The sequence below is a fragment of the Chitinophaga ginsengisegetis genome (assembly GCF_900168065.1).
GTDB classification, from domain to species: Bacteria; Bacteroidota; Bacteroidia; order Chitinophagales; family Chitinophagaceae; genus Chitinophaga; species Chitinophaga ginsengisegetis.
Window position 1 is genome coordinate 1136804 of sequence record NZ_FUZZ01000002.1, and the last position, 23324, is coordinate 1160127.

Annotated in this window: 19 protein-coding genes; 3 read left to right on the plus strand and 16 right to left on the minus strand. The window is 42.8% G+C overall.

What is annotated here, in order from left to right:
• Window positions 1-56 precede the first annotated feature (56 nt).
• Window positions 57-1073 carry a helix-turn-helix domain-containing protein gene (locus tag B5Z18_RS18430; protein ID WP_159454351.1) on the plus strand — a complete coding sequence of 339 codons (1017 nt, stop codon included), beginning with the start codon at window positions 57-59 and terminating at the stop codon, window positions 1071-1073.
• A 127-nt stretch (window positions 1074-1200) separates the two neighbouring features.
• Entirely contained in the window at window positions 1201-3585 is a 2385-nt protein-coding gene (locus tag B5Z18_RS18435; RefSeq protein WP_079470940.1) for a TonB-dependent receptor, read from the plus strand.
• Window positions 3586-3591: 6 nt separating this feature from the next.
• On the opposite strand, the gene B5Z18_RS18440 is transcribed toward B5Z18_RS18435, so the two are convergent.
• The 6 genes from B5Z18_RS18440 to B5Z18_RS18465 form a co-directional block, all read right to left on the minus strand.
• Window positions 3592-4716: a tetratricopeptide repeat protein gene (locus tag B5Z18_RS18440; protein ID WP_079470941.1), complete on the minus strand. Its 1125-nt coding sequence runs from the start codon at window positions 4714-4716 to the stop codon at window positions 3592-3594.
• A 17-nt stretch (window positions 4717-4733) separates the two neighbouring features.
• Window positions 4734-5645 carry a DKNYY domain-containing protein gene (locus tag B5Z18_RS18445; protein ID WP_079470942.1) on the minus strand — a complete coding sequence of 304 codons (912 nt, stop codon included), beginning with the start codon at window positions 5643-5645 and terminating at the stop codon, window positions 4734-4736.
• A gap of 409 nt (window positions 5646-6054) precedes the next feature.
• Window positions 6055-7842 (minus strand): RagB/SusD family nutrient uptake outer membrane protein, encoded by a 1788-nt coding sequence (locus B5Z18_RS18450; RefSeq protein ID WP_079470943.1) that lies wholly within the window; start codon window positions 7840-7842, stop codon window positions 6055-6057.
• Window positions 7843-7871: 29 nt separating this feature from the next.
• Window positions 7872-11249, minus strand: coding sequence for a TonB-dependent receptor (locus tag B5Z18_RS18455; RefSeq protein WP_159454352.1), 3378 nt, complete (start codon window positions 11247-11249; stop codon window positions 7872-7874).
• A 289-nt stretch (window positions 11250-11538) separates the two neighbouring features.
• Window positions 11539-12690, minus strand: coding sequence for a FecR family protein (locus tag B5Z18_RS18460; RefSeq protein ID WP_079470945.1), 1152 nt, complete (start codon window positions 12688-12690; stop codon window positions 11539-11541).
• 66 nt (window positions 12691-12756) lie between these two features.
• Window positions 12757-13353: an RNA polymerase sigma factor gene (locus B5Z18_RS18465; protein WP_079470946.1), complete on the minus strand. Its 597-nt coding sequence runs from the start codon at window positions 13351-13353 to the stop codon at window positions 12757-12759.
• A 502-nt stretch (window positions 13354-13855) separates the two neighbouring features.
• Here B5Z18_RS18465 and B5Z18_RS18470 point away from each other — a divergent pair.
• On the plus strand, window positions 13856-14590 hold the full coding sequence (locus B5Z18_RS18470; RefSeq protein WP_159454353.1) for a DUF4262 domain-containing protein: 735 nt from the start codon (window positions 13856-13858) through the stop codon (window positions 14588-14590).
• 82 nt (window positions 14591-14672) lie between these two features.
• Here B5Z18_RS18470 and B5Z18_RS18475 read toward each other — a convergent pair whose 3' ends face one another.
• The 10 genes from B5Z18_RS18475 to B5Z18_RS18520 form a co-directional block, all read right to left on the minus strand.
• Window positions 14673-15362: a hypothetical protein gene (locus B5Z18_RS18475; protein WP_200817296.1), complete on the minus strand. Its 690-nt coding sequence runs from the start codon at window positions 15360-15362 to the stop codon at window positions 14673-14675.
• Between the two features lie 55 nt (window positions 15363-15417).
• Window positions 15418-16401, minus strand: coding sequence for a virulence RhuM family protein/type II toxin-antitoxin system death-on-curing family toxin (rhuM, locus tag B5Z18_RS18480; RefSeq protein WP_079470949.1), 984 nt, complete (start codon window positions 16399-16401; stop codon window positions 15418-15420).
• Window positions 16402-16448: 47 nt separating this feature from the next.
• Window positions 16449-16790 (minus strand): helix-turn-helix domain-containing protein, encoded by a 342-nt coding sequence (locus tag B5Z18_RS18485; protein ID WP_159454354.1) that lies wholly within the window; start codon window positions 16788-16790, stop codon window positions 16449-16451.
• Window positions 16791-16795: 5 nt separating this feature from the next.
• Complete coding sequence (locus B5Z18_RS18490; RefSeq protein WP_079470951.1) at window positions 16796-17923, minus strand: tyrosine-type recombinase/integrase; 1128 nt, start codon at window positions 17921-17923, stop codon at window positions 16796-16798.
• A complete protein-coding gene (locus B5Z18_RS18495) occupies window positions 17920-18327 on the minus strand; it encodes a MerR family transcriptional regulator (RefSeq protein ID WP_079470952.1) in 408 nt (135 codons plus the stop codon). Before B5Z18_RS18495 ends, B5Z18_RS18490 begins: the two co-directional genes overlap by 4 nt.
• A 272-nt stretch (window positions 18328-18599) precedes the next feature.
• Window positions 18600-19982: a tRNA uridine-5-carboxymethylaminomethyl(34) synthesis GTPase MnmE gene (gene mnmE / locus B5Z18_RS18500; RefSeq protein WP_079470953.1), complete on the minus strand. Its 1383-nt coding sequence runs from the start codon at window positions 19980-19982 to the stop codon at window positions 18600-18602.
• Window positions 19983-20118: 136 nt separating this feature from the next.
• A complete protein-coding gene (locus B5Z18_RS18505; protein WP_079470954.1) occupies window positions 20119-20955 on the minus strand; it encodes an energy transducer TonB in 837 nt (278 codons plus the stop codon).
• Between the two features lie 37 nt (window positions 20956-20992).
• Window positions 20993-21607 carry an ExbD/TolR family protein gene (locus tag B5Z18_RS18510; protein ID WP_079470955.1) on the minus strand — a complete coding sequence of 205 codons (615 nt, stop codon included), beginning with the start codon at window positions 21605-21607 and terminating at the stop codon, window positions 20993-20995.
• 64 nt (window positions 21608-21671) lie between these two features.
• Entirely contained in the window at window positions 21672-22325 is a 654-nt protein-coding gene (locus B5Z18_RS18515) for an ExbD/TolR family protein (protein WP_079470956.1), read from the minus strand.
• Window positions 22326-22394: 69 nt separating this feature from the next.
• Window positions 22395-23249 carry a MotA/TolQ/ExbB proton channel family protein gene (locus tag B5Z18_RS18520; RefSeq protein ID WP_079470957.1) on the minus strand — a complete coding sequence of 285 codons (855 nt, stop codon included), beginning with the start codon at window positions 23247-23249 and terminating at the stop codon, window positions 22395-22397.
• Window positions 23250-23324: the final 75 nt, after the last annotated feature.

Here is a 23324-nt window from a genome sequence, read left to right on the forward strand (position 1 = left end):
TTAGTAAAACTCATCCTGCTTCATCCATGAATATTGGCCAGCAAATATTATTTTTTGTGAGCGCTTTAGGTGCGTTTAACGGTATTGTTCTTAGTGTTTATTTATTATTAGGGAAGAAGAAAAGATCTGTTCCCACTATCTTCCTGATTACGCTGCTGTTGGCCCTCAGCATCCGGGTATCCAAATCCGTTTTCCTCTATTTCAATCCTTCCATACCCAGGATATACCTGCAGATAGGCTTGTCTGCCTGCTTTCTCATAGGCCCGGCCCTCTATTATTTTTTCAGATCGGTGCAGGAAAATGTCACTAAGATACCCACCTCCTGGAAGTGGGTATGGGGAATATTGCTGGGGATTATTATACTAACAGGCAGTATTCTTCCTTATCCCGCTTATCCGGCTATCTGGAATAATGTAATCGTTTATATCATTTACCTGGAGTGGATGATTTACCTTATTGCTACCGGGTTTGTATTGAAAACGGTGTTGAAAACTTTTCTTGTGAACCGTTCTGCGTTAAATAGTACAGATAAATTCCGCCTGTTGCTGTACACCGGCAACTGTCTTGTTTTCCTGGCCTACCTGTTGTCGTTAGCGAATATTATTTGCGGGATATATATTATTGGCCCGGTACTCTTTTCGTTCCTGCTATACCTCAGCATTTTTTATAATTTACAGGGAGCACGGTATGAAAACGGACTGCCAGTAAAATCTGAAAAGAAAAAAATAGCAGCACCCGATGCGCAGGTGTGGATAGAAAAACTGGAAACAGCCATCCGCGAAAAAGAACTTTATAAAGATCCCAACCTTAAACTCAACGACCTGGCTAAGATTATTAACATCTCTGTACACCAGTTATCCCAGTTACTGAATGATAACCTCGGAAAAGGGTTTTCCACTTACATTAATGAATACCGGATCAATGAAGCCTGCCGGCTGATCACAACTAACGACCACCTTACGTTTGAAGCCATCGGATATGAGGTTGGCTATAACTCGAAATCTACTTTTTATGCCGCTTTCCGGAAAATAAAAGACACCACTCCTGCCCTGTACAAAGAAAATATCTCCTGATCAAAATCCTGATACCCAACCAGTTAAAATTCCGTACAGTACGGTTTTATAAATCCGTACGCCTGAATTCAGCAAATGAAACTCCTGCTGGCTAAACGAATTCTAGGTTTGCGGAAAACCATTATTGATGATAAAGTTTTCAGGGATACTCTGCATCCTGCTAATCCTATATTCCTCTATTCACGGCCAGATGATCATCAGCGGAAAGGTAACAGATGAAAAAACCGGGCAAGGCATAGGGTTCGCTTCCGTTAGTATTTTATCTGCAAAAGATTCCGGGCTGGTTAAAGGACAGGTCACCGATTCGGCAGGTGTCTTTATGTTTCAGAATATCCCGACGGGGAAATATATCCTGCTGTTATCTTCTTACGGTTATAAAAAAATTTATAAAGATGTGATACCGGCAGAAGATATTATTAGCCTGGGAAATATCCCCATGTCCGCGGATCTCACGTTGTTGAGCGAAGTAGTAGTGGCCGGACAAAAACCTACCTTTCAGCGTATAGGCGATAAACTCGCGGTGTCTGTTTCCGGGAACCCGCTTTTCCATACCGCCGCCAATACTTTTGATATCCTGAAAAAAGTACCCGGGCTGGAAGTGAACAGCGATGGCACTATCCAGATGTCCGGCAGGATAACCCCGGTTATATTCATCAACGGCAAGCCTGTCCAGATGAGCCCGGAAGAACTGCAACAATACCTGGGAAGTCTTTCGCCCGGTATGATTGCATCCATTGAGGTGATCAATAATCCCTCGTCCCGGTACGATGGTGAATACAAAGGGATCATCGACATAAAACTGAAACAGGACCTTACACTCGGCTGGAAAGGCAATGCCAATATAGTACTGCAACAAAATGCCTACACCCTGGCCGATAATAATTTCTCGCTGACTTATAAAACGGGAAAGCTGGTATACAGTGCCCGCCTGGGTTATGTGACCGGTGAAAGAATTTACCGGTATAAAGGACTGCAGCATCTGGCCAATACCAATATAATGGCCACTAATACCCAAACAATTACCCGGAACAACAACCTTAGTTATCAACTGGGCATAGATTATTATCTCTCAAAAGATCACCAGGTAAATATTGTGGGAAGAGCTTACCAGCAAAACCGGCAAATCGATGCCTTTAATACCCTTCACACCACCGACTCCACAGCGCAACACCTGGTTTCCCATACAAATACTTTTACCTATTCCACTCCGCTACAGGATAACTATGCCGCCAGCCTGAACTACAGCGGCCAATTCAGGAAAACTACGCTGGAGGTTCTCAGCACATTCCTTATGATCTGCAACCAGCAAAAGGAAGACATTCAAACCAAAAACACGATCACAGATCATCTGCTCGATTACTGGAAAACCAACCTGTATAACAACATCCTGATACGATCGGTACAGGCAGACCTTTCGGGGAATACAGGCAAGGGCAAATGGGCCGCCGGTGGCAAGTTTGCGTTTACCACTACAAAAAACAACCTATACTATGATACGCTCCATACCTCCGGCATATTTGCACCAGATGCCAGTCGCTCCAACAACTTTAAATACGATGAATATATTTCAGCAGCGTATGCCTCTTATGAAAATACCTACCGTCAGTTGAGTTATGCGGTAAGCCTGCGTGCGGAACATACGCACAGCACCGCCAATGCCATCACTGAACATACAGTTACCACGAGAGACTACCTCACATGGCTGCCGGGATTGAGCGTCACCATTCCCATGAAGGCTTCGCAGCAGCTTCATATTTCCTACAGCCGGCGCGTGACAAGGCCTAACTTTGCACAGCTAAATCCATTCCGGTTTTATAACAGTCCGCTTAATTATTTTGTAGGCAACCCGTACCTGCAGCCATCCACTACACAAATGTTAAACATCGCCTATACCAGGAAAGCGCTGCAGGTATCCCTGCAGGTTGGAAGAGAGTCGGACCCGATGACCCGTTACCCGGAATACGACAGTGTTACCAACGTGCTGCAATACCTGGGCAAAAACCTTCCCTATAACGACTTTGCCGGCATTGAAATAAGTTTTCCGCTGACGGTTAACAAGTGGTGGCGGATGAGTCATAATATCAGGGGCGGGTATAAAAAAGAACAAACACCCTATCATGGCGTCACCTATGCGATACCTATATTCGACTACAATTTAACCGGCAGCCAGGTATTTACTTTGCCCCAGCAGATCACCGTCGATATCTCGTATTACTACCGCTCGCTGAGTGGTACGGGGTTGTATGTGTCCAGGTCTTTAGCCAGCGTGGATGCAGGCATCCGGAAAAGCTGGTTGAAGGGAAAATTAAACACCGGGATCAATTTTTATGATATGTTTGATACCTATCGCGTAAGATATATTTTCCGGGAGAAAAAAATTATTGATAATGCTTTCACACACTGGGTTGGCGCCCGGAGAGCCGCTTTAACGCTAAACTACAGCTTTGGAAAATCTACCCACAGCAGCAAGCAGCGCGCAAAAAATGAAGAAGAAAACAGGGCCGGTATATAAAAATGTCTATTTATTATCCGCAGCTGTTTTGTATCTCTTCTCCAGGATATTAATAACCGTATTTTTCAGATCATCATACTTTACGTCATCATTAAACCCGATACCATAATTAAAATGTGTTCCACCCTTCGACCCGCAAAGAATATACTTCGGGCCGCCCATTTCCACGGAAATGGGCGAATATTCCGTTTGTATAGTGAAATCCACATTTCCTATGGAATCAAGAACATAAAATATCTGTTTGTTATAAATCCTTTTGGAACCTTCTTCATATCGTTCAAAAGCCTGGATGGATTTGTCTTTCCACTTAAACTGGTCAAAGCAGAACATATCTTCCATGTTTTCTTTTAGCCGTCCTTGTTTGTGCGCATCATATAAACCGGCCCTGTACACCTTTGCCTTTTCATAGGTTTTATTATGATAATACACCTGGATCAGCTTTGCATAGGCGTGATAATCTGATGAATCGGACTGGATCACCGCGAGAAAAGCTGTTTCTGCTTTATCATAGTTGCCGCTTAAAGATTCAATCTGGCCGATGTTAAACCACGACTTAGTATATCCTTCACTGCCGCGGGGAAGCTTTGTTGTATTGTAATGGAGCGCCTCCAGCGCTTTTGCTTCCTGGCGCAGACTAAAGTATACCTGGGGAACCATCAGGAACGGTCGCTCACCGGGACTGTTCTTTTCTCTTGCCGTTTTATAGTTTTCAAGCGCCGATTCATAAAGATGAAGGTTATAATAAGCATCACCCAGGCCGCTGTAATACTCCGCTGTATCAGGTTTCAGGGCAATAGCAGCCTTAAAGCATTTAATTGCCTGGTCAAACTGCTGCATGTAGTTCAGCGTAGATCCTTTTATAAAATGCGGCCTGTGATCATTGGCATCCTTAGCAATAGAAAGATCCATAAACTTCAGGCAGCTATCATCTTCCTGTTTCATAAAATACGCATAACCCACGTAGTACAATGCTGCCGCAGACAGCCGTTCCGGCGCCGGAGCGTATTGCCCGATAACTGCGTCAAATTGCTTACTGTCTGTTAACTTCTGTAATACAGCAGTAGTGCTATCCTGGGCAAAGGCGGTTGCCCCCAGGAAGGTTAGCAGTATGGTTACGATGATCCTGTTCATAAATATGTTATAAGCCGTTAATTAGTTTCTGCACACATATCCAGGTAACGCCGGTGATCCGCCGGCTCAATATCAGCCGTGCTGAATACTTTCTTTGCTACTTCAAACGCATAAAAGGAGGAGGATATTTTTTCTCCTTTAAAATAGTAATCCTTCTTATCCTTGGCAAATGCTTTATATACGGGATGTACTTTAAAAGAAGGATGGTCTGCCACCAGTGGATCGAGGTTGTATTGATAGTAGTAAACCTTTTTCCCGTCGGTGATATACTTTGAGCCTGCGTATACCTTCATACTCCCGGGCTTTACTTTATAGATCGGAAAGATCTGATAATAGAGTATCTGCCCGTTCAGGAAATATCCTCCACCGATCAACGTAATATTCTTTTCCTCCAGGTCGGTAGGAACGATATTGGTTCTGTCGTACATATCTCTCATTACAACAGATAAATTTTTCCCATCTCTCACCAGGTAGCTTCCGCTCATAGAATCCAATACGGTTACTATTCCAAACGTCTTCCGATCCATTACGGTTACATGATCAACATAGTCGCCTACAGGGCCGAAATCGGGCATAAAGTAAATGTTCTTTTCATCGGCTCCTATCACTGATTTTAGTTTTGGGAAAAGATTGAATTCGGGATACAGGCTATCGCGGCTGCCGAGGCAGAAAAAAGAAGCAGGATTGGCTTCCTGTACGATGCTTTTGTAAAAATAAACCTGGAATTTATCTTTTGAAAAAGCCCCGCCCAGGTACCTGAAGGAAGCAATATCTTTAGGCTTTAGGGTTTGGCTCCGGCTTCCGCGGAGCCCGAATGCGCTCGTACTGTGAAAGGTTACTTCTGTATCTCCCACATCTACTGTGAGATTGGATTGTGCAAAGAGACAAACAGGCACACAACAAAAAAGAAAAGCAAGCCAACGGAACATAGATTAATATTTATTGGGGAAATTTTAAGCAATAAATATACTGGATTCTTCCGGTGCCCGTTATGAAGCGAGATAATAAAATTACAGGATAAATTTATGATAGATAGGAAGAAGGGACTATTTTTTACAAAGTAGTCCCTTCTTAAAATAGACAGCCCTGACGGCATCGCCAGTCCATGTCAGGTGGTCTTCAGTGTGTGTTACTGTCGAACCGGTGGCGGTAGGTAACTACCTCCTGGCATATTTAACATGCCTTTTCCCTTTACGCTCACTACCACAACTCTTTATTGCAGCAGCTGAAGGTGATTTGAGGGCGGCTCCTGAAAGCCGCCCCCGCTCGGCCTGTCATCCGGGCTTGGAATGTTTATAATCAAAGTACTAACCTGATGTCAACATTCATTCAGGACACTTACCATCCTGGATTTTGACCCAATTTTGGGTTTAACGTGGTTTCATTTGTCGGGATAGGCAACAGATAATCCCGTTTCAGATTGAATCTATACCCCTGATCCATGGCCCCATAGGTCTTGTAAGGGTCAATATATCCTTGTGCATTAACGGGGACAGTAGCCAGCGCCCTGAGAAAATCGGCTGTGGCACCGGGATAGTTTTCCCATTGTTTCCGGTATGCTCCTAAAGGGCGCTTGCCAACAAGCAGCTCATCTGCTGCCGCCCAACGGAAAATGTCATCTATCCTGAACCACTCTGCCGCCAGTTCAATTTTGCGCTCCCTGCGAATTTCATTCAGGATAGGCGATAGCGTAGGAAACTCCCGGTTGGGATCTGATGGAATATTAGCTAATTGTAACAAGCCGTTAGACATACCTACCCGTTTGCGTAAAGCATTAACCGTTTTGTCTATATCGGATTGGGAGATGGTTCCCAGTTCAGCCTGGGCTTCTGCATATGCTAACAAAATTTCCGCATAGCGTATGTATATATATCCCTGTGTACTTTGAGATGCATTGAATTCTGTATAGTCTCCGGTATGCCCTTTATACACCTGATAGCCGGTGGAAGTATTATTAGCACCATTGATCTCGAAGGTGGGCGTTGTAAAAAAGAGTTTGGTTTCATACCATTTCACATGTTTACCATCATCCACCCAAATCGTTTGGTTCAACCGGGGATCACGATTGGTTACAACATCTTTTAAAGTGCGGTCCCCGGCATATAACGGGCTGCTTGCAATAGGAAGACCATCCAGGCAAAGGTAAGAGTCCACCATGCTTTTAGAAAGCCCCATGCCTGCGCCGTTTACAGAATAACGTGTCCAGGTGTGAGTCACCTGGTCAGCTACCGAATATTTGTGCCACAAGAGTACTTCCTTGCTGGCAGCGTAATCTTTCCTGTTAAATAACATCCAATAACCATCTTGTACCCCGATATTGTCCAGCGCCGGGAAGCCATTAGTTTCAGACATACGGATCAGTTCTCCGGCAGCAGCCGCTGCTTTCTGAATAAATTTGGTGCCATTGGAACCAGCTACTTTGAAGGGCGTTCCTTTCTGACCATGATATTTTTCCCAGGTACCTTCATACAGTGCGATTCTGGCTTGTAAAGCTAATGCCACTTCTTTGGTGACATGCCCCGTCCAGGAACCACCTCCTCTGACAGGAAGATAATTGATGGCATTGTCCAGATCTAATAAGATAGAGTCCACCACCTGGTTGCGGGGTAGTCGTCCCGCATAAAGCTGATCTGATGCCGGAGACAATGTGGTGGACGACCGGGGCAGATCTCCAAATTTCTTCAGCTTGTCAAAGTAGAAGAGCGCACGGAAGAATAATGCTTCGCCTACGTACTCCTTCACTTTATCCCAGGGAGCATTCACCTTCTTATAATGATCCATAAAGTAATTGATATTACGCAGTACAGCCCAATCATCCGCAGACCAGCCGCCACCGGAAGAAGGAACAGTAGCCTCACCATTCATGCGTCTATTGTAATTGATCCCGATATTGGTTTCGCTACCATCGCCGGCATCAATAGTATAAGGGCCGGCTCCCCAGGCTCTGCGTGAGGGCAACAGGGCATCCTGATTATAAAAATTGTTCACATATAGCTTTAGATCATTGGGGGATTTCCAATAGTCTGCGTCGCTGATATTGGCCAATGGTAAGCGTTCTAAAAACTTGTCGTTACAGGCAACCAATAGTAGTATTAAGCTTGCCCATGCGTATATAAATCGTTTCATACTTATATCGTTGGATAATTAAGAAATGGCTAGAATGTCACATTGAGTCCCATAGCCCAAACTCTCTGCAACGGATAAACCCGGCCATCTGTGGACGAAAATTCCGGATCCATCGTGTGCAACAGCTTGGTGAAGGTGACCAGGTTTTCAATGTTCAGGAAAAAGCGCACTTTCTGGCTGTCTATAGCGCGAAGTATATGCTGCGGCATAGAATAGCCCAATTGAAGGTTTTTGAGCCTTAGATAAGCCGCGCTTTGCACATATCGTGTCTGTGGCTGCGAATTTTTCTGCATCTCACCTCCCATGTAGAATTTTGGATAGTAGCCATTGGGTGTTTCGGGTGTCCAGCGGTCGTATTGTGCGGTAGTCAGCATTCCCGTATATAAATCGCCTGTGATACCCCAGAAATAAGCTCCATCCCAAACGTTGGCATTGGAAAAGATGGCGTCCCGTTTACCAACACCCTGCAGGAAAACAGTGATATCAAATGATTTGTATTGAGCGTTCAGATTCAGACCAAAAGAATAACGGGGAGTGGTATTGGCTATAACACGACGGTCTCCGGGGTTTTCCAATGTATTGTTGCCCCAATTGATGATGCCATCATCGTTAAGGTCTGCATAACGGATGTCGCCCGGGCTCCAGCGGCTATAGATCTTGTTCTGATTCGGCGCAGTGGTTATTTCATCCTGGGACTGGAAAAATCCTTCCGTCTGATATCCCCAAACATCCCCAAACTTACGCCCTTTGTACCAGGTGGTGTTCAGGCCAGCCGGATTGGGATAGCGAAGTACTTTACTCTGATAGTCGCTGAACACAACATCCACTCCGTATTGTACATTTCCAATCCGGTCTTTCCAGCCGATGGTAAGGTCGATACCCCTGGTCTGCATCGCTGCGTTATTGACCTGTGGGGCAGCCGTACCCAACAGCGCAGGCAAGGCATCTGCAGGGCCTACAAAGTCATCTGCCGTACGCTGGTACCAGTCGAAAGATGCGGTCAACCGGTTGGATAATGCGGTGATATCCGTTCCAAAATCCAACGTCTTCACCGTTACCCATGTAAGCGATCCATCGATCAATGGAGGCTGACTGATGAATGCTTCTTTACCACCGGAAAATAAATACTGGCTACCGGTAGGCACTACACTATTGAGTGCCGGATAAAAAGGATAATAATTGCTGGCAAAACTCTGATCGCCCAGCTGTCCATATGATGCACGTAATTTGAACGAATTGGCTACCCGTGCTATAGGTTTCCAGAACGATTCATTCGATAGTACCCATCCTGCCGATATACCCGGATAGAATTTAAAACGCCGGTCTTTCAGAAAACGGGATGTACCATCATATCGTCCGTTAAACTCAACAAGATATTTCTCTTTATAATTGTAATTGATGCGTCCAAACCCGCCACGGATAGCAAGCTGTGAGGCATTGTCTGTCAAGGAAGGAGTTGTTCCATAGGTGAGGGATAAAGATGGAATATCATTGGAAAATAAAAACTGATTACGACCTCCCATAGACAGGTTATCATAAAGCTCCTGTGTGAAACCGATCAAACCTTTCACGGCATGTCCGCTCCACTCATTTTCATAAGATGTAAATGTATTGATCGTATAATGGTGGTTCCTGTTATACTGTCTTTCAAAACTGTTGGGAGCGTAGAGAGCTTGCTGTGAACCGCTTGGACGGGTCACATACACTGTTTTGTTATGCCGGCTCAGATCAAAGTACGAGCCATCAAATGTGTAATTGGCAGTAATGTTCCAACCCCGCAGAGGATTTATTACTAATTCACCCGTAATAAGTGCCTTATCATTATTCGACTTAGTACGGGCGCCATTTACAAGCCCCTCCATCCGGTTTTCAGAAGCAAAACTGCCGCCAGGAGTATATAACGGTTCAGTAGGCCAGTTGCGTGCAGCCAAGGTCTGCATCCAGTTACTTTCTGCGGTGGGGGTTTCCGTGGCACCTCTGGAGAAGGAGCCTCTGAAATTGAAGTTCATCCAGCTTGTGATAACAGAAGAGAGGTTGGCGCGGACATTATACTGGGCATATGTGTCAGTTGCATAATTGTACATCCCATTTTGTTGAATATACCCCAGGCCTACATAGTAGCGTGTCTTGTCTGTCCCTCCGGATACACCGAGATTATGCTGCTGACTGAACTGTACTTTTTTGTACAGGATATCAAACCAATCATTATTTGCGTTGGCGTTACCCCACTCGAACCAGGCATCGGTGCCCGGAGTCGGATTGGCAATGGTTTCATCCGTGATTTTACCATCCAGGTATTCCTGGATACGTCTGAGGGCATCATCATTAAATGGTTTGGTCACTCCTGCGTTGGCCGCTGCTTCATTGTATAAATTGGCAAAATCAATTGACTTCATATACTTTGGCAGGTTGATGGGTTCCATTAACATCAGGTTATTGTTATACGTGATGGTAGGTTTTTGTCCTGCTTTTCCTTGCTTTGTTGTGATAATGACCACCCCGTAGGGGGCACTGGAACCGTATATGGAAGCAGAGGCAGCATCTTTCAGCACGCTCACACTCTCCACATCGTTCATGTTGATCGTATTAATATCCACTCCGGGCACACCATCTACAACAAACAAGGGAGCCTGAGAGGAAGTAGATCCATTGGAAGAGAAACCTGTATATCCCCGTATGTTAAATGACGGAGCCTGTCCGGGAGCACCACCGCCGGCGGAGCTGATATTAAGATTGGAAACAGCTCCCTGTAAGGCATGACCGAGTGTTAGTACAGACCTGTTCTCCAGTCTTTTACCGGATATCTGGGATACAGCACCTGTCAGGTTAATTTTTTTCTGAGTGCCGTAACCAACTACAACAACTCCTTCCAGGTCCGTTAAGATTACCTTTAGTACAATATCAACCCGAACATTATTGGTTACAGCAATCTCTTGTCTTTTATACCCCAATAAATTGAATATCAAAACTTCTCCGGGAGAGGCATCAATCTGGTATCTGCCAGAAGCATCACTTACAGCAACGCGATTGGTTCCTTTAACTACAATTTGTACACCTGGAAGATAGCCGCCTGTACTATCTTTAATCACCCCCGAGATTAAATGCTGTTGGTTGGGGTCCAATGTAACCTTTTGCAAACCTGGTTCAACCCTCTTTTTAATAAGTATGTTCTTGTCTACGATTTTATAGGTGATCGGGAGGCCTTCTAAACAACCTTCCAATACTTTTTCGATAGGCGCATTCTGAAATGATAAACTGACTTTTTGTTTCTTTAATTCCACATCGTCGTAGAGAAACAAGTAACCCGTTTGCTGCTCAATAACCTTGAATACCTTTTCCAAAGGCGTGTTACTTACCTTGATGGACACGCTCTGCGCCAGACTTTTAGCACTGACCTGAATCAACATGACTAAAGTAAGGCCAACTATTACCTGAAATCTCATAATAAATTTCCGATGAAGGTGTTTGCCAAAAAACAACCATCCCGACCAGACGGTGGTTGTATGAAATCTGAATTTCATTAACTTTGTATTGTTTGAGTTGATATTTAATTAGTACACTAATCTTTTGAATGATCGCTCATACGCTTGCGTCTTCTGATTGCAGTCAGAAGACGTTTTTCATTGAGCTTAGGGCGGTTTTTAAGTTTCTCGTTCCATAAGCTAGTTGATTTTTCAGGTGATAGATGCAATTACTTTATTCAATGACAATACGTTTAACACCGTTATCTGTCTCAATCCTACAGTTCAGATTATAGAACGATAAGATCTCAAGAACTTTGGAAGCATTGGTATTACGATACACTTCTCCGGATAAGCGTACGTTAGCAGCTTTACCTTTAAATACCACGTCTATATTATACCAGCGGGAAAGTTGCCGTGCAACGGCATATATATCAGATTGATTGAAGTTGAGTTTTCCATTTTTCCAGGCAATAGCATCCGATACATCTACCTGAGCCACAGATAGCCGACTGCCGCTATCGAGCGTGGCCTGCTGCCCTGGTTCCAGGACAACATTCCGGTATCTGTCTGTCTCAACTATTTTGACGGTTCCTTCTGCCAAAGTCGTTTTTACACTGGGATCATCATCATAACTGCTAACATTAAAATGTGTGCCCAGTACTTCTACAACCTGACCTTTGGAGAGCACTTTAAATGGTCTGCTGGCATCTTTGGCTACTTCAAAATATGCTTCTCCCTTTAACTCGACTAAGCGTTCGTGAGATGTTTTGCTAATTTTATAGGTAAGCTGTGAAGCTGCGTTCAGCCAAACTTTTGATCCGTCTGGTAAGGTAAGTTGGAATTGTCCACCGCGTGGGGTTTTTAGGCTATTGGACACCGGGTTTTCCGTCTCCTCTCCCTTTGATTCAGTAGCCACATAGGTCAACTGACCATTCGCATTTTTATAGATGGTATTACTTCCTGCTTTGGCAATAGCTCCGTTAGATTGATCATCCAATGCTATTTCGGTCCCGTCCCCAAGCTGCAGCGTGGCTATATTTCTGCCGGGCGCGATATCTGCAGCATTGGAAAGCAGCTTATTTGTTTCCGGGGGGTTGCCGGAAGACCTGTAATTAACATAGAAATAAGTTCCAATGGAGATAGTAATCAAAACAGCCGCAGCAGCGGCTACTGCCGGATATCTAAATGGCCTTCTCTCCTTTCTGAGAGACTTTACTAACCGGGTTCGGACTTCTATGAGATCCTCTTCCAAATCCTCCTCATTAACCGCGGCTTTCTTTGACTCCAACAGCTCGTACCATAGTTCCACCTGCGCACACTCCTCTGGAGTACAGTTTCCTGCCAGATAGCGTTTCAACAGATCCTGCATATTATTTTGTTCCATACTTATCACAATATTGCTGTTTGCATAAGTATAGTACAATTAGTACATCGATGGGCGTAAAGAAAATTAAAAAAAATGTTCAGTCAGGCAAATGCTCGATAGTATTAATAAGGGGCCTAACTTAACACGCAACGACTTTAAAGCGTTATTGACATGCTTCTTAACCGTAGCTTCCGAAAGGCCTAACTGCATGGCTATCTCCTTGTGAGAAAGGTGATGCTCCCTGCTCATGCGAAAAACTTCCTGCATCTTTTCGGGTAATGAAGAAATTTCACTTTCAATTATCCGCTTAAGTTCATTTTCGCGGGCTAAATAATCTGCAGAACTACTTTTTATAGGTGTCGAAAATTTGAGCGAATCTAAATAGGTGATTTGTACCTTCTTGTGAACAATACGCTTTATGACCATATATCGCAGGGTGGCATGTAAATATCCCGCTAATGGCGTGTCTACTGTTAGTGAATAACGATTTTGCCATAATGCAACAAACACATCTTGTAATAAATCTTTGGCTTCGTCATTATTATCCAATTTCTTACTCCCTTTTATATACAAACCTTTTGCATGTCTGTTGTATATTTCCAGGTACGCCAAATGGTCGTCTTCCAGCAGGAGTCCAACCAGGTCTTTATCGCAATATGTTTGATAATCAACAGCTTTCACAAATAAGATTATTGGTCGCCCATTAGCCACTTTACGAATTACAGATGCACCTTAAGATAAGGATCTCTTTTAAAAACTTCTCCGTTTTAATAAATAGTACGTTGAATCAGTGCCTGGGCGTAAATAAATTTTATTTTTTTTGGTTCAATATTTTATGACATCAGTCCTGATGTGGTTACTGCCCTTTTACATTTTTCAAAACTAATCACAGTTCATGTAGGTAACGACAGAGGGTGTATTAACAAAGTATTAAGTCTACTTTATTCTAAGCTGGTACAGGATTAGATTTGATGAATCATTACTAATTAGCATATGCTCAAGGTGTTGATATAGCTATTTCTCATGTAGTGCCTAAAGAAGTATGGCCCTTACACTTTTGCCCCTATAAGAAAGCCCTTATTTCCCGATATACTAAATAATGAGAATATTTGGAAGATCCGGGATGAGCAAATACCTTAGCACTGCCCACATAATTTATATAAAAACGTTTAAACCACAGCCTTTGACTCAAGATCCACTCAATCACGGTCCTGTTACCCGTAAAGAAATACAAAATAAAATTGATCAATATGGCTGCTATATCGTATTGGTTGAGCCAAATGATTATTTGCCAGGTTACGCATATACTATCGGGTTACACCAAAAATTCAAACATCCGGAGATCATATGCTTTGGGTTATCAACAGCCCTCTTAGGGGATTTATTAAATAATGCTTGTGCGTCAATAACAAGTGATAATAAGCTAAATGCAGGCGTATTATATGACGAGTTCATAAAAAACTACCCCATACAATTCCTGAATGTAAATAAATCATATTATTCAGACTACATGGCAATATGCAATATTTTCTATCGTACAGATGATTACCCTGCACTGCAAATCGTATGGCCGGACAAGCAATCATTATTTCCCTGGGAATCTGGGTTCAATCCCGATTGGAAATTTAAACAGCCACTCCTTGATAGAAACACGGATTTTAGATTCTATGAAGAGAGAAACGTAGCGATATTTACAACTAGCCAGGTTTTAGAGGGAAAGCCGATTTTGTATGTTTACCACAATAACGATGGGGCATGGCAGTTTCATAGTGAGAAGGAGCCAGATCTTAAAGATTCGAAACTGATTAGTCTTGAAAAAATAACCAAAATCGACCCCAGTGTGAATGAACTTTACCACCTGCCTTTGGGAAAAAGCGCCCGGCGAGAGTCTATCAATGATCCGTGGGATTGGGAATAAAGGAGTTATTTCAAAATTCTTGCGGTATTTCCAAAGTTATTCAAAAGGCCCTATAATTGAAATTCAGGCAGATTGGCATCTACTACCATTTTTCAAAGTTTGTTCCCTTTAACCAATAGTCATAAAAATCTATCATTTCATTTATTTCCTTTTTCTTAAGAAGATAGTCCTTCGTTTCTACCTGATGATTTTCCCTACGCAAATTCAACTCCTTCATTTCCTGCCTCTTCAAGTGTCTTTTCTTGACGTTCTCATAATGCTCAAAGGTTTTCGCCTGGGCCTCGAGATACTCTTTACTTGATAAATAGCTATTATTCTGAAGCTCCACTCTTTCCAGGGAAGTTCCTCTTCTTTCTCTGTATGGAACAGTTTGGCCAAATTGAAATAGTGGCTTCTGACGAATGTACTGATCAAATCCCTCACAGGTAAATTCAATTTCACCCCGTTGAGTAACAATTAGCCATATAGCTTTATCCTCTTCCACTTGTCTTTCTATATAGTCAATCTCAAAAACATCTTCCATTGCTATTTCAAAGTCGAAAGAAAGGATTTTCGCTTTTTTAAAAACCAATGTTGCAGGTGCAACCCAGAATGTAAAAGGTAACCCCTCAAGGTCCGGCTGATTCCATTTGAATATATAGTCAATATCAAATTCAAGGTCTTCTTTTAGGGCCATCTTATAAATCTGCGAATCATGCCAGCCCATAATTTCAAAGTCCTTTTCCGTCCAAATACTCTTTTCTAGGTCATAAGACATCCCTATCATACTCATGGTTATTAAATATAAACACAAATTGAATTTGTAATTCGCGAACAGGAAACAAAAACTAATTCCTAAGATTTATAAGATTTACTACAACTTTTATCATCATCTCTTTTTCATCCGGTTTCGACTCTGCTATCATAAGCGTAAGCGCAACTAAGGCATTGTCCGCGATCTTCTTTGAACCGTCAAAATGATATAAAATTCCGTTTTTCTCTAAAAACCATACAAATAAAAATGCAGCAATACGCTTGTTCCCGTCCGAGAAAGAATGATTCTTAGTTACAAAATATAATAAGTTCGCTGCTTTCTCCTCAACACTTGGATAAAGATACTGACCGCCAAATGTCTGGTATATTGCAGCCAGCGATCCCTGGAAAGATTCGTCCTTTTCATTTCCGAAAAGCGAACTGCCGCCAAATTTATCGCGGAGTCCCTTGATAGCATCCATCGCTGAATGGTAGGTAATTTCAAAAAGATTCTCCGGTGTTGTTGATTCAATTTGCAAAACTTGATGGTCATACTTATCTAATACATCAAGCGCATAAGTATAATCAGTAATTACCTTCAATAAGCCAATGGCCTCATCTGAATTAAGGTGCTTACTTTCCATCACATTTCCCAATAACTTCACTGTCTGCTTCAATTCCTCCAACTGACTTGATTTCTCTTGCAGTTGTTTCTTATTGACCACATATCCTTTGGTTAAATACTCCTTTAACGTCTTATTGGCCCAGATACGGAACTGAGTACCTCTTTGAGATTTGATACGATAGCCAATTGAGATGATCACATCTAAATTAAAGTACTCAACTTGATAAATTTTCCCATCTGCTCCAGTTGTTGCATTTTTTGCAACAACTGAATTTCTCTCTAACTCCTTCTCTTTGAATATATTAGATATATGCCTGGATATTACAGACTTATCACGCGAAAAAAGCTCCGCAATATGGTTCAGGCTTAGCCAAACTGTTTCGTCTTCTAGTTTTACATCGATAGTCGTTTCGCCGTCCACTGTCTGATAAATAAGAATCTGATTACTTTCCATAAAATGTAACTATTAAGTTTGGCTAGCAATTTGCCTATAAAATGATTTTAACTTTTAAATACTCTTTGCTGCATATAACGATTAACATATTCATCCACTGAACAATCCGAACCATTCTCCAATCCCTTCACCCAATCCAATATCTCCGACTTTTTAAACTTCAACAGCTTCCCCATTCTAAAATGCGGCATCTCCCCCCTCGCACACTTGTTATAAATAGTATTCGCATCCAGCCGGAGAAAATCCGCCAGTTCCTTTACAGACATAATCTCACCTCCACCGGCTGGCCGGGACTTTTTCGAAACAGTTTCCAGCAATTCAATCATTAACGATTTGATCTCCCGGATATCAGATTCCATACACATTAATCGTTGTTCTATTGAAGCCATATTCATCAGTTTAAGTGGTCATAAATAGCCTTGTTGGCGGCTTTCGCCCTTGTTACATCAGGCACCTGCGCATAGATCTGGGTTGTTTTCACATGTTTGTGGTTCAGCATTTTGCTGACTACATATATATCTTCTCCTTTCTCAATAAGGTCTGTAGCGTATTTGTGCCGCCAGTTATGGAACTTGGCTTTATCTTTTAATCCAACGCTACTAAACCAGTCCTGCAACTTTGTACGTGTCCGGGAATAATTAAGATCAGGGAATACCAGGCCATCGTCCTCCGGTTTCTCTCCTAGAATACCATAAGCCTGTTTACTGATGTAATGCTTAAAAGAGCGGCCCGGTTTAGGATCGACAATGTATGCGTACCATGAATCGAGCGGAGTGGAGTAATGCAGATCGCTCCACTTTAATATTTTAATAGCGCTGAAGCGGAATCCAGTGAGCAAAGCAAAAATAGAAGACCTGAAAACAGTATCATCATCCACTGGGTTCTGAATTAATAACTTTAATTCTGCGTCGTCCAGTATCTGGCGATGTGTATCTATATTGCCTATCCGTTTAACGCGGCTGGTATAGTCTTCCGGGAGAAACCTGTCCAGGTAAGCTTCTTTCACAATGATTGTAAATTTATCATAGTAAGAAGCGGCTGTATTCTGCGATAGCTTTGTATGTTTGGATTTCAGGGAATGCGTATTTAACAGGAATTGCTTGAACTTCTGGAGAAAGATTTCATCTATATGCCTGAATTTACAATGGTCACCCATCCATTTATGCAAGTATTTAACGGCTGTTTCGTAATGAGTGGTATCAACGTTCTCACGCTGCTTTTCCCGGATGAAACTCTTTGCATAAAGAAAGAAATCCGCATCTAATGAATCTTTATTAAATAAACCATTTTCCTCCAGCATTAATGCTTTCATACGCTTGATGTAGATTTTCTCGGCAATTTCACTATATAACTTGTTCTCCTTAACCTCCAGCGGGGTAACAGGATTAGCATGTACGTACAGGTTCAGGAACTCCCGTCTGGTGAAGCGCTTGTTATGCGGATTCCATACCGGCGGATAATAATCGAGGTATAAGCTCAGCTTCCCGCCTTTCAATTTCTTCTTGCGCAATTTCCCTCTCATTTGTTCCCGAATTTGGTGATGATATAATTCATAACTGTTTGCCGGTGAAAGAAAAGACTACGGCCAATGCGGAGCCGTGGAAACTCGCTATCGTTTTTTATAAGCCGGAATAAGGTACGCTGACTTATCCGGGTAATTGCGGATAAGGCTTTAATGTCTACCAGCTCACTGGGTTCCTGTGGTGGTAATTGTATAGGAACATAAACAACCTGGGAGCCTAATGCTGATTGAAGCATTTTGTCTTTTGTTTCAACATTGGAGTCTTCTACCTTTTTATTCTTTTGACGGAGTTTATAATTGCGTCTTGCGCATTCAAGTGAGCAAAACTTGGTAACCGTCTTTTGGGCAACGAATATTTCATTACAATGTTCGCAGATCTTTCTTATTCTGATATTACTGCTCATGTGGAATTATTAAAAACAGAAATACGGGTTATAAGAGGTATGTTTATCCGGGTCGTCTATTATTTACAAACTGTCTATTACTGTCAATTAATGCCATCATTTCTCCAAAATAGAGAATCCTGTACCTCTTTCTATACTATTCGAAAGGTACACTTTTGGGGGTCCAAAACCAAAAAAATCAGTAGAAAATATAAAAAAATTGTTCGGCTAAAATCATTTACTACATTGAGTTTGGAAAGAATATGAAAATAGAGAAAAGTATAAGAAAGCTCCTATTTCCCGATACAAAACTTACTAAAAATATAATCCAGCCTGTCCTCATTAGTCACTTCCCCTGTTATCTCCCCTAAATAATGCAAACAAAGCCGGATATCCAGTGCCAGCAAGTCTCCCGGCAAACCGTTATCCATTCCCTGTTTTACATCCTGCAATGATTTCAGCACTTCCTGCAGTGCGGCATGATGGCGGGCGTTGGTGATGATGGTGTCTTCTGTATTAACATCACCGGCCAGTACTTTATGTACCAGTGCGTCTTTCAGGTCCTGGATGTGTGCATGATTCTTTGCAGAGATAAAAAGTATTTCAGGTATACCTGCAAATTTATTGCGAATCGCTGTTTCTCCGGTGATATCTGTTTTATTTCCTACCAGGAGATAGTTTACGCTTTGTGATTCAAAAGCGTTAATCTGATTACGTATATCCGTTTCAGTGAGTTCATTCACATCAAAGAGGTAAACGACTACTCCGGCCTCGCGTATTTTCTCCATCGTTTTCTGTACACCGATACTTTCGATGGTATCCAGGCTTTCGCGGATACCGGCGGTATCTATGAGCCGGAAAAGGATGCCATCGATGTTAAGTATTTCTTCGATGGTGTCACGGGTGGTGCCTGCAATATCGCTGACGATGGCGCGATTTTCATTGAGAAGGGTATTCAGGAGTGTAGATTTACCGGCATTGGGTTTACCCACTATCGCGGTGTTCACGCCGTTTTTGATAACGTTTCCCATCCGGAAGGAATCAATGAGGTGCTTCACTACTCCGGTGGCATTGGTAACGAGGGTATATAAGCCCGTACGATCGGCGAATTCCACGTCTTCCTGGCTGAAGTCCAGTTCAAGTTCAATCAGGGCGGAAAAGGTGATTAATTGCTCGCGCAGGGCATGTAATTCTTTAGAGAAGCCACCACGCATTTGCTGCATAGCAGTTTGATGGGAGGCGGCGGAATTGCTGGCTATCAGGTCGGCCACGGATTCGGCCTGCGTGAGATCCAATTTACCGTTCAGGAATGCGCGTTGGGTAAATTCGCCTGGCTTCGCCAGGCGTGCGCCGGCTTTGATGGTAGCATCAATGATTTGTTGCTGGATATAGGGAGAACCATGACAGGATATCTCGATCACATCTTCGCCGGTATAGGAACGGGGACCTTTATAGAGGCTTACCACTACTTCATCGATGATATGACCATTGGAAACGATGTTGCCAAAATGCAGGGTATGACTGGCTTGCTGCAGGAGATCCTTTGCCGGGAATAGTCCGTTACAGATAGCATAGGTGTCGGGGCCACTCAGCCGTATTACTGCAATGGCGCCGAGGCCGGGTGCTGTTGCTACCGCCACAATTGTATCATCAAATCCTGTTAATTTACCCAGCATACCGTGATTAGTTTATGAATATTCCCAAAGGGCACAAATTTACGGACAATCGGGACTATCACCAATTCCTGAAAATCAAAAGTCCCGTTCCAACGATGTTGAAACGGGACCTTTGAAAAATATGTTTGATACAGTACTACTCCTGCAAAGTAAAGCGGATAGGGAGGTTGAACTGTACAGAAACCTGGCGGCCATTTTGCTTACCAGCTTTCCACTTAGGCATGGTTTTCACCACACGCACAGCTTCTTCTTCCAGGCCACCACCTTTTGCGGCACCTACTGTTTTTACATCTTTAATATTTCCTTCAGAATCTACTACGAACTGAACGAATACTGTACCGGAGATACCGTTTTCCTGCGCAACGCGTGGGTAACGGATATTTTTGCTCAGGTACTTGGCCAGTGCTTCTTCTCCACCAGGGAAGGTAGGAGGCTGCTCTACGAAAGTGAAGATTTCTTCTTTTGCAGGAGCAGGAGGCGGGCCTACTACACCGGTACCTTTACTATCTTCCAGTAATCCCGGATCAACTCCGTTTGGATCACCGTCCACAGTTTTGGTACTGATGGCTTTATCCTTAATATCCTCATGTTTCGGAGGTTCCTCATCCGGTGGTACTTCATTATCCTTCTTAATTACAGGAGGAGTGAACTGTACTGACGGTTTTACCGGTGGCGGTGGCGCAGGCGGTGGAGGTGGCGGAGGTGGCGTTTTCGGATCATCCGGTAACTTCACATCCTCCATCTTAATTTCCTGTATCACCGGCTTCTTTGTGTTTTCACCCTCAGAAGCTTTAACCCACTGTGATATCATGTACGTTGCAAAGAATATTACAAACAATGACGCGGTTCCCAAAATGGCATTCCGCACACGCTTATTATACTGTCTCCGCAAATCGTACGCCCCATAATCCTTGTTCCTGCCGTCAAACAGGATATCAAGAAAATCGGACTTTAAGACTTTAGCAGAATCCATTGTTGTTGTTTTATGATGGATGCAAAAAAATAATTAGTTATTTAGCCGGCGGAGCTGCGGGAGTACTTTGAACACCGTTAGCTGCTTCTGTAGATTGTATCCATTTTTTATCCTGGTCACTGATATCTACAGTTGCATAACGTTGAATCCTGTTGATGGCCATTTCATCAAGAATATCTACGAAATTCTTGTAATTAGCCTGATCATCAGCTTTAATAATCACCACAACATCTTCTGGTTCACCTTTTGCATTTCTCAGTTTGGCAACCTCATCCCTCTTTCTGATGATCTCATCTCTGATTCCTCCGGTATTGGCAAAAGATGTTGCCTTGAAGAAGTCAGGATTAGCAGAGGCATTCGGGTCTTGTGCCAAACCTTCGTAATAGTAAACACGATTATCTTTTCCGAGTAAAATGGTCAGGGCCGTACTTTCTTTTACTTTGTTCTGGTCCTTTTCATTTTCGGTATCCTTTGGCATGATCAAGTCCATTGTTTTGGGCTTGGACATGGTAGTGGTAAGCATGAAGAAGGTAATCAGGAGAAAACCTAAGTCTACCATCGGTGTCATATCTACACGGGTAGATTGTTTCTTGGATTTCGTCCCACCGTGTTTCTTGCCACCGCCACTACTACTGGTATCCATTTCTGCCATAGTAGCCAATTTTTTTTAGTTCTTAAATCAACAGTCTTCCAGGTCAGGAAGCAATTACTGTCGTTTACTTCTTAGGTGCATTTGCCTCTTCCCAGGCAGCAGTACCTTTAGGTGCTTCTTCCAGGTTTGTAACCAGGTTCAGCTTCTGAATATGCTTCTTTTTGAAGGTATCCAGGATTTCTTTGATCTTTGGATAAGGAGTCTGGTTGTCTGCTTTGATACAGTACTTCAGCTTCGCAATGCTTCCGCCTTGTGCTGCAACACCATATTCGATCCAGGCACCTAACTCATTATTAGCAGAATCTGTAGGAATTCCTTTGTCCAGTCCTGATTTCTTACGTTCGTCCTCAGAGAGGGAGAGGTATTGTTTCAGGTCTTTAATTGGTGCTCCAACACTGGCGCCGGTTACAAAGCTTTTAATTTCTTTATCGTCCAGGCCCAGTTTATACTGCGTGTTCAGATCTTCTATCAGCTTCTTTCTTTTGGGCTGACCATCCATACTGAAAAACACTCTGCCATCCTTATCTACTGTGAATAACAACACATCAGAATCAGGTAAAAGGGTGGTGTTAATAGAGGATGGGGTAACTACTGTTACCGGTTCATCCGGTTTAAACTTAGTCGCCAGCATAAAGAAAGTTAACAGCAGGAAAGCCACATCACACATTGCTGTCATGTCAATGGCCGTGCTTTTCCTTGGCATTTTAACTTTAGGCATCTTTACTCTGTTTTATGGTTTACTTTAAATAGATTCAAAACCGCTCAAATTCCACAAAATAATCTCAGATTATTTGTGGTTTGCAGCGAAGCTCTGAGTTAAAGTAAAGCCAGATTCGTCAATAGCGTAAGTGATGCTATCAATATTGGTAGTAAAGTAGTTGTACATTACGATCGCAATAGCAGATGTACCGATACCCAGTGCGGTGTTGATCAACGCCTCAGAGATACCTAACGCCAGCTGTGCAGAATCCGGAGCACCACCAGAAGACATTGCAGAGAACGCCTTGATCATACCCAATACTGTACCGAACAGACCCAACAGGGTTGCTACTGATGCAATGGTAGACAGGAACACCAGGTTCTTTTCCATCATTGGCAGTTCCAGTGCGGTAGTTTCTTCAATTTCATTCTTGATGGTCAGGATCTTCTGTTCTGTGTCCAGATCAGCATTGGTAACCATTTCTTTGTACTTTTTCAGACCTGCTTTCAGTACGTTTCCTACAGAGCCTTTCTGTTTGTCACATTCAGCCAGTGCTGCGTCTACATTTTTGTTAGCCAGGTGATACTGTACTTTACGTACCAACTCAGAACCGCTGAATTTACCTTTTGCTTTTGACAGGTACAGGAAGCGCTCGATTACGAAAGTCAAACACACCAGTAATACTGAAATCAATACAGGTACTACATAACCACCCTTGTAAACAGTACCAAACCATTTACCGATACCTGAATCTATAGGATGTCCATCGGGGTTATTACCCTGAAAGTTGGCTGGATTACCTAATACAAAAAAGAAAAACAGGAATCCTATCACTAAGCAGATAGGCACAGCCAACGTAGCGAACAGGTTGGATGACTTTTTAGGTTGATGAGAAGAAGCCTTAGCTGTAGCTGCAGTCACAGTTGTTTTAGTCTCAGCCATGTTGATTGAAATTTTAGTGTTAAAAATTAAACTATTGTTTGTTAGAAGTTTCTATTCACTTTAGAATGCCCCTCA